At 73.8% G+C, this 16024-nt stretch carries 15 protein-coding genes and 1 riboswitch; of the genes, 7 read left to right on the top strand and 8 right to left on the bottom strand.

Annotated elements, in window-relative coordinates; genetic code table 11:
- Positions 1–117 precede the first annotated feature (117 nt).
- Together EF918_RS21525 and EF918_RS21520 are read right to left on the bottom strand one after the other, a co-directional pair.
- Positions 118–798: a DedA family protein gene (locus EF918_RS21525; RefSeq protein WP_125649121.1), complete on the bottom strand. Its 681-nt coding sequence runs from the start codon at positions 796–798 to the stop codon at positions 118–120.
- On the bottom strand, positions 780–1457 hold the full coding sequence (locus EF918_RS21520) for an MBL fold metallo-hydrolase (RefSeq protein WP_125649118.1): 678 nt from the start codon (positions 1455–1457) through the stop codon (positions 780–782). The genes EF918_RS21525 and EF918_RS21520 overlap by 19 nt, the downstream gene beginning before the upstream one ends.
- A gap of 122 nt (positions 1458–1579) precedes the next feature.
- Between EF918_RS21520 and EF918_RS21515 the strand changes: the two genes are divergently transcribed.
- The 4 genes from EF918_RS21515 to EF918_RS21500 all read left to right on the top strand — a co-directional run bounded on the left by EF918_RS21515 (position 1580) and on the right by EF918_RS21500 (position 6153).
- Positions 1580–1984, top strand: a complete 405-nt coding sequence (locus tag EF918_RS21515; protein ID WP_125649115.1) for a hypothetical protein — start codon at positions 1580–1582, stop codon at positions 1982–1984.
- Positions 1985–2100: 116 nt separating this feature from the next.
- Positions 2101–4239 (top strand): phage holin family protein, encoded by a 2139-nt coding sequence (locus tag EF918_RS21510; protein ID WP_125649112.1) that lies wholly within the window; start codon positions 2101–2103, stop codon positions 4237–4239.
- A gap of 76 nt (positions 4240–4315) precedes the next feature.
- Positions 4316–5731 carry an amino acid permease gene (locus EF918_RS21505; RefSeq protein ID WP_125649109.1) on the top strand — a complete coding sequence of 472 codons (1416 nt, stop codon included), beginning with the start codon at positions 4316–4318 and terminating at the stop codon, positions 5729–5731.
- Positions 5732–5787: 56 nt separating this feature from the next.
- Positions 5788–6153: a YbjQ family protein gene (locus EF918_RS21500; protein ID WP_125649106.1), complete on the top strand. Its 366-nt coding sequence runs from the start codon at positions 5788–5790 to the stop codon at positions 6151–6153.
- 82 nt (positions 6154–6235) lie between these two features.
- Here the strand turns inward: EF918_RS21500 and EF918_RS21495 are convergent, their stop codons facing one another.
- Together EF918_RS21495 and EF918_RS21490 are read right to left on the bottom strand one after the other, a co-directional pair.
- Complete coding sequence (locus EF918_RS21495; protein WP_125649103.1) at positions 6236–7819, bottom strand: RNA polymerase sigma factor; 1584 nt, start codon at positions 7817–7819, stop codon at positions 6236–6238.
- 230 nt (positions 7820–8049) lie between these two features.
- A complete protein-coding gene (locus tag EF918_RS21490) occupies positions 8050–8817 on the bottom strand; it encodes a class I SAM-dependent methyltransferase (protein ID WP_125649100.1) in 768 nt (255 codons plus the stop codon).
- 64 nt (positions 8818–8881) lie between these two features.
- Positions 8882–8988: riboswitch (ZMP/ZTP riboswitch) on the top strand.
- A 94-nt stretch (positions 8989–9082) separates the two neighbouring features.
- Between EF918_RS21490 and EF918_RS21485 the strand changes: the two genes are divergently transcribed.
- Both EF918_RS21485 and EF918_RS21480 read left to right on the top strand, forming a co-directional pair.
- The gene (locus EF918_RS21485) at positions 9083–9931 is read left to right on the top strand and encodes a bifunctional 5,10-methylenetetrahydrofolate dehydrogenase/5,10-methenyltetrahydrofolate cyclohydrolase (RefSeq protein WP_125649124.1); all 849 of its coding nucleotides are present in this window, start codon (positions 9083–9085) and stop codon (positions 9929–9931) included.
- A 181-nt stretch (positions 9932–10112) separates the two neighbouring features.
- A complete protein-coding gene (locus EF918_RS21480; protein WP_125649097.1) occupies positions 10113–10529 on the top strand; it encodes a hypothetical protein in 417 nt (138 codons plus the stop codon).
- Here the strand turns inward: EF918_RS21480 and EF918_RS21475 are convergent.
- Positions 10515–11324, bottom strand: coding sequence for a helix-turn-helix domain-containing protein (locus EF918_RS21475; protein ID WP_125649094.1), 810 nt, complete (start codon positions 11322–11324; stop codon positions 10515–10517). The two genes, EF918_RS21480 and EF918_RS21475, sit on opposite strands and share 15 nt — an antisense overlap.
- A 115-nt stretch (positions 11325–11439) precedes the next feature.
- Between EF918_RS21475 and EF918_RS21470 the strand changes: the two genes are divergently transcribed.
- On the top strand, positions 11440–11745 hold the full coding sequence (locus tag EF918_RS21470) for a 4a-hydroxytetrahydrobiopterin dehydratase (RefSeq protein ID WP_125649091.1): 306 nt from the start codon (positions 11440–11442) through the stop codon (positions 11743–11745).
- 28 nt (positions 11746–11773) lie between these two features.
- Here EF918_RS21470 and EF918_RS21465 read toward each other — a convergent pair whose 3' ends face one another.
- The 3 genes from EF918_RS21465 to EF918_RS21455 form a co-directional block, all read right to left on the bottom strand.
- Positions 11774–12625, bottom strand: coding sequence for an aldo/keto reductase (locus EF918_RS21465; RefSeq protein ID WP_125649088.1), 852 nt, complete (start codon positions 12623–12625; stop codon positions 11774–11776).
- Between the two features lie 239 nt (positions 12626–12864).
- Positions 12865–14688, bottom strand: a complete 1824-nt coding sequence (locus EF918_RS21460; protein ID WP_125649085.1) for a long-chain fatty acid--CoA ligase — start codon at positions 14686–14688, stop codon at positions 12865–12867.
- Between the two features lie 277 nt (positions 14689–14965).
- Positions 14966–15829, bottom strand: coding sequence for a LysR substrate-binding domain-containing protein (locus tag EF918_RS21455; protein WP_125649082.1), 864 nt, complete (start codon positions 15827–15829; stop codon positions 14966–14968).
- Positions 15830–16024: the final 195 nt, after the last annotated feature.

The following is a 16024-nucleotide window of genomic DNA, read 5'->3' as shown; positions in this document are numbered from 1 at the left end:
CGTCCAGGCAGTCCTCGCCCTGGCCCGCCGACGGGTCAACGTCCTGTGGGCCCTGATACGTGACGGACGGTGCTACCAAGGCGAACTCCCCGTCACAACAACGGCTTGACAACGTCATTAGGAGGTGGGGCCGGTGCGGCCGTCCGGCCGCGGCCGCAGCCGGCGCCACAGGGCCGGGGCCGTGCCGACCAGCAGGGCCAGCGCCACCGCCAGGGCGACCCCCTTCCACGGCTCCGGGAACAGCGACCCGCCCAGGATCCCGATCAGCCCGTACGTCGCCGCCCAGGCCACGCACGCGGGCGCGTCGCCCCGGGCGAACCGGCGCAGCGGCATCCGGGCCAGCAGACAGGCCAGCATCACCGGGATCCGGCCCGCCGGGACCAGCCGGGACACGACCAGGACCAGCACCCCGTGCGCGTCCAGCCCGGCCTGCGCCCGGGCCAGCCGCTCGGGGCTGGCCCGCCCGCGCAGCCGGGACAGCCAGCGGGAGCCGCCGCGCGAGCCGACCCCCTGCTGCCCCAGCCAGTACAGGGTGACGTCCCCGACGAACGCCGCCAGCGCGGCCACCGCGCACACCAGCAACACCCCTGCCGGCAGCGACCGGTGGTGGAAGGCCACGACCGCCGCCGAACTCACCAGCGCCCCTGTCGGAATCACCGGCACCAGCGCCCCCAGGGCCACCAGCAGGAACAGTGCCGGATAGCCCAGCGCCTGCTGGGTGGACTCCGTCGGCCCCGGCCCCCACTGCGCCGCCAGCACCACGCCCGCCCCCGCCCCCGTCACGGCACCCGCACGCATGCGCCGTGCTCCGGCACCCGGACCGTCACCTTCGGCGCCGTCCGCGCGGCCAGCCGCTCGAACTCGCCGCCCGGCGCATGGAACTCGTGCGGGCGGACGGCGTCCATCCCGATCGGCCAGTACGTCCCGTAGTGCACCGGCACCGCCGCGGCGGGCGGCCCGACCTCCTGCGCCATCGTGTCGAACAGCCCGGTGTCCCCCGCGAAGTACGTCCGCGCCGCGCCCTGGACGACGTACCCGAGCGCGGGCGCCAGGTGTGGGCCGAACGGCAGCCGCCGGCCGTCGTGCCGTGCGGCGACCGCCCGGACGCTCACCCCCGCACCGATCTCCACCTCCTCGCCCGGTGCCACCTCCGTCAGCAGCAGCCCGCGCAGCCCCGCCAGCCGGGCCAGCCGCGGCACCGCCCGGGGCGCGCCGCGCGGGACCACCAGCCGGGTCCCCGGGGCCAGCGTGGCCAGCGAGGGCAGGTGCAGATGGTCGGCGTGCAGGTGCGAGACGAGCACCGCGTCCGCCACGGCCGCCTCCGGCGGCGGCAGCGCCCCGCGCCGACGGCGTAGGTGCGCCAGTCTCGACGCGAACAGCGGGTCCGTCAGCAGACGTACCCCGGAGTCCTCGACCGTGCACGTGGCGTGCCCCCACCAGGTGATCCCGACCGGCACCTCGGTCCCTCCCTACCCTGGACGTCTGTCGTGAGCGTAGGCCCCGACCGGCCGTTTCGCCCCGGTCCGGTGGCCGACGGCCCCCTCCTCGCCGCCGCCCGATCGGAGTAGGGTCGGGCGGCATGGATGAGCTGCGCGTGGCCGCTATCACCAGCTTGGCCCCGCTGGAGGAACTCGATGCCGACCCGTTCCTCGTGGACACCCGGAGCCAGCACGCCATGTGCGCCCGCTGGGCGGCGGACCAGGGCTACGTGGTGACGAGGCAACTGCTCTTCCTGGCCCTGCGCGCCGACCACGTCGGGCTCTGGCGTGATGTCGACGCGGGCCAGGTCGACCTGTTCGTCGCCCCCAACCGGCGGGTGCTGGAGCGGGCCCTGCGGTCCGTGGACGAGTTCACCGCCGAGTGCGCCCGGCGCGGGGTGCGGCTGGAGACCGCCGGCCTGGACGAGCCGCGCTACACCTCCGCCATGAAGGCCGAGGTCCACCGCCGGATGTCGATGCCGACCGCGGGCTACGACGGCACCTGACCGCCCCACCGGCGCCCCCGGGTGCCCCCCTCGCACGGTTGCGCCCCGTGCCCGGCTGGGAAAGATCCCTTCGGACCCCTGCGGACGGCCGCGGGGGCGGGCGAGGGCAGGTGGGCGTGCGGCGAGGGCGGTGGCACACGGCGGGGAGCGCCCTGGGACGGGTGCTCGTCGTCTGGGCGGCCTCCACCCTCACCCTGCTCGTGCTCGCCGCACTCCTGCCCGACTTCCGCCTGCAGTCCGACGACGGCGACAGCATCACCGAGATCGGGCTCACCGCGGCCTGGGGCGCCGGCGCCTTCGGCCTGCTCGGCGCCCTGGTGTGGCCCGTCCTGGTCCGGGCGCTGCTGCTGGTGCCCGCGCTGGTGCTGGGCCTGCTGGTGTTCTTCCTCAACGGCTCGCTGCTCTGGCTGGCCCTGGACCTGGTGCCGTCCGGGAGGAGCGAGGTGGCCCCGCAGACCGCCGTGGTGGTCGCCGCCGTGATGTCGGCCGTCGCCTCCGCCACCTCCACCGCCCTGGCGGTGCGCGACGACGAGGCCTACCGGCGGCGGCTGTACCGGCTCGCCGACCGGCGCCGCCGCCGCGGCCGGGGCGGGGTCCGGGGCCGACGGGGCGGCCCGCCCGACGGCGGCCCCCCGCCCGCGCCCGGACTGCTCGTCGTCCAGCTCGACGGGGTCGGCCACGAGGCGCTGCGGGACGCGGTGGCCCGGCGGGTGATGCCCACCGTGGGCGACTGGCGGGAGCGCGGACACCGGCTGGCGCCCTGGCAGACGGACTGGTCCAGCCAGACCGGCGCCAGCCAGCTCGGCATCCTGCACGGCTCGACCTTCGACGTGCCCGCGTTCCGCTGGTACGAGAAGGACACCGGCGAGGTGATGGTCTGCAACCGCCCCACCGGTGCTGCCGAGCTCCAGCGCCGGGCCGTCGCCCGGACCGCCGACGGCGGGCTGCTCACCCTGGACGGGGCCAGCCGGGGCAACCTGTTCAGCGGCGGCGCCGACCAGCTCGCGCTGGTGCTGTCGGTCTCCGCCCGGCGGGGCCGGGCCAACCGCTCCCGGGCCGGCTACTTCGCCTACTTCTCCGACCCCGCCAACGCCGTCCGCACCGCCGTCTCCTTCGGGGCCGAAGTGGTGCGCGAGCTGGTCCAGTCGGTCCGGGCCCGGGCCCGCGGGGACCGGCCGCGGGTCCCGCGCGGCGGGCTCTACCCCTTCATCCGGGCCTTCGCCACCGTCGTGGAGCGCGACGTGGTGGTCGCGGCGGTGATCGGCGACCTGCTGGCGGTCCGCACCTGCGTCTACGCCGACCTGGTCGGCTACGACGAGGTCGCCCACCACTCCGGCCCGCACGGCCCGGACACCGACCAGGTGCTGACCCGGCTGGACCGCAGCCTCGCCCTGCTGGCCCGGGTCGCGGCGCACGCGCCGCGCCCGTACCGGATCGTGCTGCTGTCCGACCACGGCCAGAGCCCGGGGGAGACCTTCCTCGCCCGGTACGGCCTCACGCTCAAGGACCTGGTCCGGGCGGGCTGCGGGCTGCCCGTGCCGCGCCGGGCCGGGCGCACCCGCAGCGGGGCCGAGGCCCGCGCCGCGGTCCGCGCGGCGCTGCACCGGCCGGAGGAGGAGACGGCCGAGGAGGCCCGTCCGGTCCGCGGGTCCGAGCCGGTGGTGCTCGCCTCGGGGAACCTCGGCCTGATCTCCTTCCCGGACGTGCCGGGCCGGGCGGGCCGGGCCTGGATCGACCGGGCCCACCCGGCCCTGCTGCCGACCCTGGCCAACCATCCGGGGATCGGGTTCCTGCTGGTGGACGGGGTGGTGCTGGGCCCGGGCGGGGCGGAGGCGCGGCTCGACGTACCGGGGGCGGCCGAGGAGCTGCTGGCGGCGTTCGGCCCGGGTGCGGCCCGGGCGGTGCGGCGTACGGACCGCTTCCCGCACGTGGCCGACATCATGGTCAACTCGGCGTACGACCCGGCCACCGGGGCCGTCCACGCCTTCGAGGAACAGATCGGCTCGCACGGCGGGCTCGGCGGGGAACAGGGCCGGGCCTTCCTGATGTGGCCGGCCGAACTGTCGGAACCGGTGCCCGACCCGACGGACCCGGCGCCGGTGCTGGTCGGCGCGGAGGCGGTGCACGCGGTGCTGCGCCGGTGGCTGCGGGAGGCCGACGGGCCGCAGGTCCCGCTGGAGGATCCCCGGCATCGGGCGCCGACCGACGCAACCCTTCCGTCGACAGGGGGGCCCGGACAGGACGAACCCCGGTGATTTGGCGGCGCTCCCACCGTGCCCCACCATGTGTCGACCTGCCCATCATGTGAGACATCCCTAAGGCGCACCCCCCATGACCTCGCACGTCGCACCGCCCCCTGCCGTCGATCCGCAGGACCCCGGGCAGCAGAAAGGTTCCTCCGCGGTGTCGGCGGAGGCCGTGTCCCCGGAAGGGCCGCACGCCCGGCGCTTCGGGCTGCCGATCGCGACCTGCCTGGTGATCGGCAACATCATCGGCGGCGGGATCTTCCTGCTCCCGGCCTCCGTGGCCCCCTTCGGTTCCATCAGCCTGGTCGCGTTCGGCGTGCTCACGGTCGGTGCCATCGCCCTGGCCCTGGTCTTCGGCCGGCTCGCCGAGCGGCTCCCGCGGACCGGCGGCCCCTACCTGTACGCGCGCGCCGCGTTCGGTGACTTCGCCGGCTTCCTGGCCGCCTGGAGCTACTGGATCACCGCCTGGGTCTCGAACGCCGCCCTCGCCGTGGCCGCCGTCGGCTACCTCGGCGTCCTGTTCCCGGCGCTGGCCGAGCACCGCTGGTCGATGTGCCTGGCGGCGCTGGCCGTCCAGTGGCTGCCGGCGGCCTCGAACCTGGCCGGTACCCGGTACGTGGGCGCCGTCCAGGTCGTCGCGACCGTGCTGAAGTTCGTCCCGCTGCTGCTGGTGGCCGTGGGCGGGCTGTTCTTCTTCGACCCCGCCAACCTCGGCCCGTTCCGGGCCGACGGCCACTCGGCCATGGGCGCGATCTCCGCCTCGGCGGCCATCCTGCTCTTCAGCTACCTGGGCGTGGAGTCCGCCGCGGTCAGCGCGGGCGAGGTCCGCGACCCGGCCCGCAACGTCCGGCGGGCCACCGTGCTGGGCACCGTCGGCGCGGCCGTCGTCTACCTGCTGGGCACCCTGTCGGTCTTCGGCCTGGTGGCCCACGACCGGCTGGTCGACTCCACGGCCCCGTTCACCGACGCGGTCGACGCCATGTTCGGCGGCACCTGGGGCGGCACGGTCGTGGCCTGCGCGGCGGTGATCTCCATGCTGGGCGCCCTCAACGGCTGGACCCTGCTCAGCGCGCAGACCCCGTACGCCGCCGCCCGCGACGGCCTCTTCCCGCAGGTCTTCACGGTCAAGCGGCGCGGTGTGCCGGTGGTCGGCGTGGTCGTCACCGTGGCCCTGGCGTCGGCGCTGACCGTCTACAACTACACGGTCGGCTCCTCGGGCGTCTTCGAGGTCCTGGTGCTGGTCACCACCTTCACGGCGACCGTGCCCTACCTGCTCGCCACCGCCGCCCAGATCTACTTCCTGGCCTCCGGCCGCGCCGACCGGGTGCACCGGGGCCGGCTGGTCCGCGACGCCGTCGTGTCCGTCCTCGCGTTCGGCTTCTCCCTGTGGCTGGTCGCCGGGTCCGGCTACGCGGCGGTCTACCAGGGCGTCCTGTTCCTCTTCGCGGGTGTCCTGCTCCACGCGCTGATGGCGGCCCGCAGGCAGCGCCGCGCGGCCTGACCCCGGCGGGTGCCGTCCAGGTGCGGGGAGCCGCCGCCGGCCCGAAGGTGGATGCCATGAGCATCGACGACTACGGCGGCGGACCCGGCCCCGAGGCGGGCGTCCTCGTCGTGACCACCAACGACGTCCCCGGCCACCGGGTGCAGGAGGTCATCGGAGAGGTCTTCGGCCTCACCGTCCGCTCCCGGCACCTGGGCAGCCAGATCGGCGCGGGGCTGAAGTCCATGATCGGCGGCGAGCTCAAGGGTCTGACCAAGACCCTGGTGCAGACCCGTAACCAGGCCATGGAACGACTGATCGAGCAGGCCCGGGCGCGGGGCGCGAACGCCGTCCTGATGATGCGCTTCGACGTCACCGACGCCTCGGACGTCGGCACCGAGGTCTGCGCCTACGGCACCGCTGTGGTCCTGGCCAAGGAATGACCGAACGCCCGGAGGCCGGTCCCCACGGGGACCGGCCTCCGGGCGTCCGTCGCGGCCGCGGGGCTGCGCCCGCGGCCACCTGTCAGTCGAGGTAGTCGCGCAGCACCTGCGAGCGGGACGGGTGGCGCAGCTTCGACATCGTCTTGGACTCGATCTGGCGGATCCGCTCACGGGTGACGCCGTACACGCGGCCGATCTCGTCCAGGGTCTTCGGCTGGCCGTCGTTCAGGCCGTACCGCATGGACACGACACCCGCCTCGCGCTCGGAGAGCGTGCCCAGGATCGACTGGAGCTGCTCCTGGAGGAAGGTGAAGGAGACCGCGTCCGCCGGGACGACCGCCTCGGAGTCCTCGATGAGGTCACCGAACTCGCTGTCGCCCTCCTCACCCAGCGGGGTGTGGAGGGAGATCGGCTCGCGGCCGTACTTCTGGACCTCGATGACCTTCTCCGGGGTCATGTCGAGCTCCTTGCCCAGCTCCTCCGGGGTGGGCTCGCGGCCCAGGTCCTGGAGCATCTGGCGCTGCACGCGGGCGAGCTTGTTGATGATCTCGACCATGTGCACCGGGATGCGGATGGTGCGGGACTGGTCGGCCATGGCGCGGGTGATCGCCTGCCGGATCCACCAGGTGGCGTACGTGGAGAACTTGAAGCCCTTGGTGTAGTCGAACTTCTCCACCGCGCGGATCAGACCGACGTTGCCCTCCTGGATCAGGTCCAGGAACAGCATGCCGCGGCCGGTGTAGCGCTTGGCGAGGGAGACCACGAGGCGGAGGTTGGCCTCCAGCAGGTGGTTCTTGGCCCTCTTGCCGTCCTCGACGAGGATCTCCAGCTCACGCCGGTACGCCGGCTTGAGGTCTTCCTCCTCCTCCAGCTTGTACTCGGAGAACAGGCCCGCCTCGATGCGCTTGGCGAGCTCGACCTCCTGCTCGGCGTTGAGCAGCGGCACCTTGCCGATGAGCTTGAGGTAGTCCTTGACCGGGTCGGCGGTGGCACCGGCGACCATGACCGTCTGCGCCGGGGCGTCGTCGTCGTCCTCGTCCGACAGCACGAAGCCCTGACCGGCGGTCTGCGGCCCCTCCTCGGGGGTGTCGTCCGCCAGGTCCTGGAACAGCTCGTCGTTCTCGACGTCGATGGCCTCGTCGTCGCCGTCCTTGGCGGAGGTCTTCTTCGCCGCGGTCTTCTTGACGGCCGTCTTCTTGGCGGCGGTCTTCTTGACGGTGCGCTTCTTCGGCTCGGCGGTGGTGGCCGCCGCGGAGGCGTCCGTCGCCTCGTCCTCGGTGACGGCCGGAGCCGCCGGCGACGTGGATATCGTCGCGGCGGGAACCGTGGCCGCGGTCTTGCGCGCGCCGATGGGACGCGGCGCGGCCGCCGCCTTCTTGGTCACCGTACGGGCCGGGGCCGCCGCCGTCTTACGGGGCTTCTTGGCGGCGGGCTTGGCGGCCGGGGCGGCGCTCACGTGCAGCGCGACGCCCTCCTCGTCCAGGACCTGGTTCAGGCTGCGCAGGACCCGCTTCCACTGGTCCACCGGGATGCGGCCGGCCTCGAAGGCCTGACGCACGTCGTCACCGTTGATGTGACCCTGCTCGCGGCCGCGCTCGACCAGAGCGACCAGGGCCTCGGATTCGGCGATCTCCGGAGGGAACGTACGGGACGGGCTGAGCGACACAAGAAGCCTCTCGTTGCGAACAGATAAAGGGCGGGCGGGACATCATCGCGCGTCCTTGCGGAAACAGGACCCCGGGGGGTCGGTATTCCGGGGCTGCGCGAAGACACCTGTCGGTTCATCGCCCGCCCGAGTCGATTCGTTACGCGCTGAATTGAGTGACCTGCGCCACGCTGTCGGGAGGCAACCTCGAACGCCGCTCGCGCATCCCGCCCCCCGAAGTCCCGCCCGGCTCAGGAGGGCTTGCGCGCCTCGACGAGGAACCGTGCCGTGTGCGCGACGAACGGGCCGTCCTTCTCGATCCGTTCGTGGAGCTCCTGCAGCCGGTCCCGGTACCCGGCGACGGTGAAACCGGGCACCATCCAGATCACCTTCCGCAAGAAGTAGATCACCGCCCCGATGTCGTAGAACTCCGTCCGCAGCCGCTCCGACCGCAGCTCGACGACCTCCAGCCCGGCCCGTGCGGCGTCGGCGGCCGCGTCGTCGGGGTGGCGGGCCCGGCGCACCTCCTCCGGCTGCGGGCCGAGGAAGTACTCGACGAGCTCGAAGACGCTCGCCGGTCCCACCTGCTGCGAGAGGTAGGTGCCGCCCGGCCGCAGCACCCGCGCGATCTCCTCCCACCAGATGGTCACCGGGTGCCGGCTGGTCACCAGGTCGAAGGCCGCGTCCCCGAACGGCAGCGGCGGCTCGTCCGGGTCCGCGACCACGACCACGCCCAGGGGGTGCAGCAGCCGGGTGGCCCGGTCGACGTTCGGCGGCCAGGACTCGGTGGCCGCCATCAGCGGGGGCCCGCCCGCCCCCACGGCTCCGGCGAGCACCTCGCCGCCACCGGTCTGGATGTCCAGGGCGGACCGTACGCCCGCCAGCTTGGTGCCCATCAGCTTCTGGTACCCCCAGGAGGGCCGCTGCTCACTGGCGCGGCCGTCCAGCCAGGAGAAGTCCCAGCCGTCGACCGAGACGGACTCGGCCTCGGCCACGAGGTGATCGAAAGTAGCTGTCATGTCGTGATCGTCCCAGCTTGCTCCCCAGGTCTCCACCGCATTCCCGGCGGGTCGACTACAGTGGGCGGCGGGCCGTGACTGGCGTTCGGGTGGATCACCACCGGGGAGCGGCCCGGCGTACGGCCGCACCTGCCTGACGTACGTCGACTGCCGCGCGCCTGGGCGACACCGCGACACGCGAACCGCGCTACCGCACGCGCATCCGCAGCGACGTTCAGGAGACCCCGTGACGACCGCCCAGACGACCGAACAGACCGCCCGGCTCATGGACGGCACCGCGCTGGCCCGCCGGATCAGCGAGCGGACGGCCGCCCTGGCCGCCGCCCTCACCGAGCGCACCGGCACGGCGCCCTGCCTGGCCACCGTCCTCGTCGGCGAGGACCCCGCCTCCGTGACGTACGTCCGGATGAAGCAGAACCGCTGCGCCAAGGCCGGCATCACCTCCCGCCACGTGGCTCTCCCGGCCGCCACCACCACCGAGGAACTCGTCGCCACCCTCACCGCCCTCTCCGAGGACCCGGAGATCAGCGGCATCCTGCTCCAGCACCCGGTGCCGCACCACATCGACGAGCGCGCCGCCTTCGAGGCCATCGCCCCGGGCAAGGACGTCGACGGCGTCACCATGCACTCCTTCGCCGCCATGGGCTTCGGCCTGCCCGGCTTCGTCTCCTGCACCCCCGGCGGCATCATGCGCCTGCTGGAGGAGTACGACGTGGACCTCACCGGCAAGCACGCCGTGGTGGTCGGCCGCAGCGCCATCCTCGGCAAGCCGGCCGGCATGCTCCTGCTGGAGCGCAACGCCACGGTCACCTACTGTCACTCCCGTACCCAGGACCTCTCCTCGATCGTCCGCCAGGCCGACGTCCTGGTGGCCGCGGTCGGCAAGGCCGAGTTCATCCGCGGTGAGGACATCAAGCCCGGCGCCGTGGTCCTGGACGCCGGCTACAACGAGGGCAACGTCGGCGACGTCCACTTCGCGTCGGCCGCCGCCCGCGCCTCCCTGATCACCCCGGTGCCCGGCGGCGTCGGCCCGATGACCATCGCCGTGCTGCTGGAGCAGACGGTCCAGGCCGCCGCCACCCAGGCGGGCCTGACCCTGGCCGACCTCGCCTGACCCTGGCCGACCTCGCCTGACCCGCACCGGCACCGCCGGCCGCTTCACCCCTTTACCCCGCAGGTAATCGACCCCGTCCGGGACGCCCGGCAAGGTAGGGGCATCGGGTCCGGAGGGCGCGCACTCGCCCTCCGGACCCGGCTCCCCTCACCCACCGCTCCTCGACGGAGGTCGACCCGCCATGTCCGCAACCCTGCTCGGCAGCATCGCCCGTACCGACCGGCCGGGGACCGCGCTGCGCCGGTTCCTCGCCCTCGACTCCGCGGTCACCACGGCCAACGGCCTGGCCTACGCCGCCTTCTCGGCACCGCTCGGACGGCTGCTCGGGATCGGGCAGGGGCTGCTGCTGGAGCTCGGGCTGCTGCTCGTCGCCTACGGCGCCGGGGTCGGCCTGCTGGCCTCGCGGCAGCGGCCGGCCGCCGGCGCGGTCAAGGCCGTGATCGGGACGAACTACGTCTGGGCCGCGGCCGGCCCGGTCGCCCTGGTGGCCTGGTTCGAGCCGACCACCGCCGGAACCGTGTGGATCCCGGCGCAGGCCCTCACCGTCGCGCTGTTCGCCGTCCTGCAGCAGCTCGCGCTGCGCTCAGTCGCCGAGTGAGCGCAGGTACTTCACCGTCGCCGGGTCGGCCGGGAGCATCGTCTCGATGGCCAGCTCGGCGACGGTCACGTCCATCGGCGTGTTGAACGTGGAGATGGACGACACGAACGACAGCACGTGCCCGTCGTGCTCGATCACCAGCGGCAGCGCGAAGTACGGCACCGGTTCCGCCGGCTCGGCGTCGTCGGGGCGGTCCGGCACCGGGTACGCCGCGACCTCCTCGTACAGTGCCCGCAGCGGCTCCGAGCGGGCCAGCGCGATCTGCCGTTCCATCTGGGCCAGCAGGTGCCCCCGCCACTCCTTGAGGTTGACGATCTTCGGCGCCAGGCCCTCGGGGTGCAGGGTGATCCGCATCGCGTTCAGCGGCGGCCGCAGCAGGTGCTCGGGCAGCCCGTCCAGCAGCATCAGGATGCCCCGGTTGGCGGCGACCACGTGGTACGTGCCGTCCACGACGATCGCCGGGTACGGCTCGTAGCCGGTCAGCAGCCGCTCCAGGCCCTCCCGCAGCGCCCCCATCGACGGGTCGTCCAGCGGGGTCCGGGCGAACCGGGGCGCGTAACCGGCCGCGAGCAGCAGTGCGTTGCGCTCCCGCACCGGGACGTCGAGGCGGTCGGCCAGCCGCAGCACCATCTCCTCGCTGGGCCGGGAACGCCCGGTCTCGATGAAGCTGATGTGCCGCGAGGAGGAGTCGGCGCGGCCGGCCAGCTCCAGCTGGCTGATGCCGCGCCGCTCCCGCCAACTGCGCAGCAGCGCGCCCACGGACGGGGCGTCGGTCGCGGGGGAGGTGAGGGTCATGCCGTCGACGGTAACCGTTCGACCGGCTCGCTGCCGCCGGCTCCCTTCCCCCGGGCCGCCGTTGTGGGAACCTTGACCGCACGTCATGTGGCAGGTCACGGGGAAGGAGTCGCCGATGGCGAACGAACCGCTTTCGCAGAAGGAGATCGAGGACCGGCTGCGGGAGCTGCCCGGCTGGGCCCTCGAAGGAGACCGCATCCAGCGCACGTACCGACTGGACAGCCACCTGGCCGCCAGCGCCCTGGTCGCCCATATCGCCGTGGTCCAACAGGAGTTGAACCACCACTCCGACCTGACCCTCGGCTACGACACGGTCCGCCTCGCGGTGAACACCCACAGCGCGGGCGACGCCGTGACCGAGACGGACTTCGCGCTCGCCGAACGCGTCGAGAAGCTCGCCCCGGCCCACGGCGCCCGCTGACGCTCCGACGGACGCCCGCGACCCGGTCTCACATGTCGAAGACCGCCGGGTCCGGGCCGATCCGCCGGGCGGCGGGCGAGCTGCCGACGGCGTCCAGGGCGGCCAGGTCCTCGGCGTCCAGGGCGAAGTCGAAGACGTCGAGGTTCTCGGCGATCCGGGACGGCGTCACGGACTTCGGGATGGCGATCACGCCGTTCTGGACGTGCCAGCGCAGCACCACCTGGGCGGCGCTGCGGCCGTGCTTGTCCGCCACGGCCGTCACGGCGGGCAGCGTCAGCAGCTCACGGCCCTGGCCCAGCGGGGACCAGGCCTCGGTGGCGATGCCCAGCTCCGCGTGCAGGGAGCGCAGCTCGTGCTGCGGGAAGAGCGGGTGCAGCTCGACCTGGTTGACGGCGGGGACCAGCGGGCTCTCGGCGCGCAGCCGCTCCAGGTCGGCGGGGCGGAAGTTGGACACGCCGACGGCCTTGGCCCGGCCGTCGGCGGCGATCTCCTCGAACGTCTTCCAGATGTCGAGGTAGTCGTCGCGCATCGGGCGCGGCCAGTGGATCAGGTACAGGTCGACGTGGTCCAGGCCCAGCGCGGCCAGCGAGTCGTCGAAGGCGCGCAGGACCTCGTCCCGGCCCCAGGTCAGGGAGGGGGAGTTCCACAGCTTGGTGGTGACGAACAGCTCCTCGCGCGGCAGCCCGGAGGCGGCCAGGGCCTTGCCGGTGCCCTTCTCGTTGCCGTAGACGGAGGCGGTGTCGATGCTGCGGTAGCCCGCCTCCAGGGCGGCGCCGACGGCCCGGGTGGCCTCGGCGTCGGGGATCTGCCAGACGCCGAAGCCGAGCTGGGGCATCTCGGTGCCGTTGTTGAGCGTGACGGTGGGGACCTGGTTCACCACGGGGTCGTATCCCTCGTTCTCTCGTCGTGCGGTCGGGTGTCCGTGCGTGCACCTCCACGGTCGGGTGGCGCACCTGCGTCGGCAACCGGACGCGGGCGGGCGGTATTCCCGCCGAACGGGGGAACCCCCGGGCAGGCGGCGCTCAGGCCGCGCCGGCCGCGGTGTCGGCCGCGCCGGCGGGTCCGGCGGGGCGCGCCGCGCCGGCGGCAGGGGCCGTCAGCAAAGGGTGGTCCGGCCCGTCAGCTCCGGTAGAGCGCCGCGACCTCCTGCGCGTACGCCTTCTCGATCGCCCGCCGCTTCAGCTTCAGCGAGGGGGTCAGCAGTCCCTGCTCCTCGGTGAACTGCCCGGGCAGCACCCGGAACGTCCGGATCGACTCCGCCTGCGACACCAGGGTGTTCGCGGCCACCACCGCCCGGCGGATCTCGGCCGTCAGCTCCGGGTCGCGCACCAGGTCCTTCGCGGCGAGCTGCGGCCGGCTCCGCATCGACAGCCAGTGTGCGATGCCCTCCAGGTCCAAGGTCACCAGCGCGGCGACGTACGGCCGGTCGTTGCCGACCACGATGCAGTGCGAGACGAGCGGGTGGCAGCGCACCCGCTCCTCCAGCCCGGCCGGCGAGACGCTCTTGCCGCTGGAGGTCACCAGGATCTCCTTCTTGCGGCCCGTGATCGTCAGATAGCCGTCCTCGTCCAGCCGCCCGAGGTCCCCCGTCGCCAGCCAGCCCCCGCGCAGCACCTGGGCGCTGGCCGCCGCGTCGTTGAGGTACCCGGCGAACACGTGCGCCCCGTGCAGCCACACCTCCCCGTCCTCGGCGATGTGCACCGTGCTGCCCGGGATCGGGCGGCCCACCGTGCCGTACTTGGTGGCCCCCGGCGGGTTCGCGGTCGCCGCCGCGCACGACTCCGTCAGCCCGTAGCCCTCGAACACGGTGATCCCCGCGCCGTCGAAGAACAGCCCCAGCCGCCGCGACATCGCGGAGCCGCCCGACATCGCGTGCCGCACCCGGCCGCCCAACGCCGCGCGGACCTTGCCGTAGACGAGCTTCTCGAAGAGCTGGTGCTCCATCCGGAGCGCCGCCGAGGGGCCCGGCCCGGTGCCGAACGCCTTCTGCTCGCGCGCCTCGGCGTACCGGACGGCCGCCTCCACCGCCCGGTCGAACGGCACCACGCGGCCCTCCGCCTCCGCCGTGCGCCGGGCCGCCGCGAACACCTTCTCGAAGACGTGCGGCACCCCGAGGACGAACGTGGGCCGGAACGCCACCAGGTCCGGCAGCAGCTCGGCCGCCGCCAGCACCGGCTGGTGCCCGAGCTTGACCCGGGCCCGTACCGCCGCCACCTGCACCATCCGGCCGAAGACGTGCGCGAGCGGCAGGAACAGCAGGGTGGAGGGCTCCTCGCCCGGGCCGGCCCGGAACACCGACTCCCAGCGGGCCACCAGGGTGTCGGTCTCGTACATGAAATTGGCGTGGGTGAGGACACAGCCCTTGGGGCGGCCGGTGGTGCCCGAGGTGTAGATCACCGTCGCCACCGCGTCCGGGGTCACCGCGCCGCGGTGCCGGTCCACGACGTCGTCGGCGACCGACCGGCCGTCGGCGACCAGTTGCTCCACCGCACCGGCGTCCAGCTGCCACAGCAGGCGCAGCCCGGGCAGCCGGTCCACGACCGAGCCGACCGTCATCGCCTGGTCCTCGTTCTCCACCAGGCAGGCGGCGCAGTCCGAGTCGTGCAGGATCCAGTAGACCTGCTCGGCCGAGGACGTGGGGTAGACCGGTACGGGCTGGGCGCCGATCGCCCACAGCGCGAAGTCGAACAGGGTCCACTCGTAGCGGGTCCGGGCCATCAGCCCCACCCGGTCCCCGAAGCGGATCCCCTGCGCCAGTAACCCCTTGGCGAGCGCCAGCACCTCCGCGCACAGCCGGCCGGAGGTCACGTCCTGCCAGACCCCGTCCGTCTTGCGGCCCAGCACCACTCGGTCCGGGTCCTGCCGGGCGTGCTCGAACACGACGTCGGCGAGGCCGCCGACCGGGGCGGCCGTGATCACGGCCGGGACGCTGAACTCGCGCACGCCCCCGCTCCTCTCCGCGCAGCTCCGCTGGGTACGGCGCCGGTGACGGTACCCCAACCGGAGCCCCCGCGGCAGGCAGTCGGAACATCCGTTGCGAAGCCATCACCACTGGTCAGAGCGGGTGGGGCAGGGGTGGAAGGAGATCCCCCAGGGATCTCCACCGGATCTCCGCGAGCCGGCCGGGTCCGAGCGCGGACCCGGCCCACGCCGGGCCCGGCGGCGTCAGGCCGGGCGGGGCAGGGCGGCGCGGACCCGGCCCACGCCGGGCTCGGCGGCGTCAGGCCGGGCGGCTCAGGTGGTGGCCGCTGGTGAGGATCTCCGCGGCGAGGGCCTCGGCCGCCGCCGCGGCCTCGCCGGTCGCGGACCGGCCCTGGAGCAGGGCGAACTCCACCGGCCCCAGCTCCGGCAGCCCGGCCACCCGGACCAGCCCCGGCGGGACCAGCCCCCGCGCGTGGGCCATCACCCCCAGCCCGGCCCGGGCCGCCGCGATCAGTCCGCTCAGGCTGCCGCTCGTACAGGCCACCCGCCAGGCCCGGCCCTCGCGTTCCAGCACCTCCAGGGCCCGGGCCCGGGTGATCCCGGGCGGGGGGAACACGATCAGCGGCACCGGACGGTCCGGGTCCACCCGGAGCCCCTCGGCCCCGATCCACACCATCCGGTCCCGCCACACCGGTCGGCCCCGCTCGTCCCCGGGCCCCCGCCGTTTGGCCAGCACCAGGTCGAGCCGGCCGGCGTCGAGCCGCTCGTGCAGGGTGCCGGACAGTTCGACCGACAGCTCCAGGTCCACCTCGGGGTGCCGGTGCCGGAAGGACTCCAGGATCTCCGGCAGCCGGGTCAGGACGAAGTCCTCCGAGGCCCCGAACCGCAACCGCCCCCGTGGCCGGGTCCCGGCGAAGAACGCCGCCGCCCGCTCGTGCGCCTGCAGGATCGTCCGCGCGAACCCGAGCAGCGCCTCCCCGTCCTCGGTCAGCTCCACGCTGTGCGTGTCCCGCGCGAACAGCGCCCGCCCGGTCGCCTCCTCCAGCCGCCGCACCTGCTGGCTGACGGTGGACTGCCGCACCCCGAGCCGCCCGGCGGCCTGGGTGAAGCTCAAGGTCTGCGCGACCGTGAGGAAGGTCCGCAGCTGGACGGGGTCGTACATGACCCCAGCCTAGCCGCGCTCATCGCCCTTCGTGATGACAGTCAGAACGGCGTACGGGTTTCCCGATCACCCCGCCCGGGCGACGATGGGACGACGACGTCGCGCACGCAGAACCCCGATCGAGCACCGATCGAGCACCGATCGATCACTGACCGAGCCCCGACCGAGGACCGACCAGGAAGCCCGCCCATGTCC

The organism is Streptomyces sp. WAC06614, from assembly GCF_003949795.1.
Classification (GTDB): Bacteria; Actinomycetota; Actinomycetes; order Streptomycetales; family Streptomycetaceae; genus Streptomyces.
The sequence above is the reverse complement of the archived record's forward strand: the minus strand, read 5'-3'. Positions and strand labels throughout refer to the sequence as shown.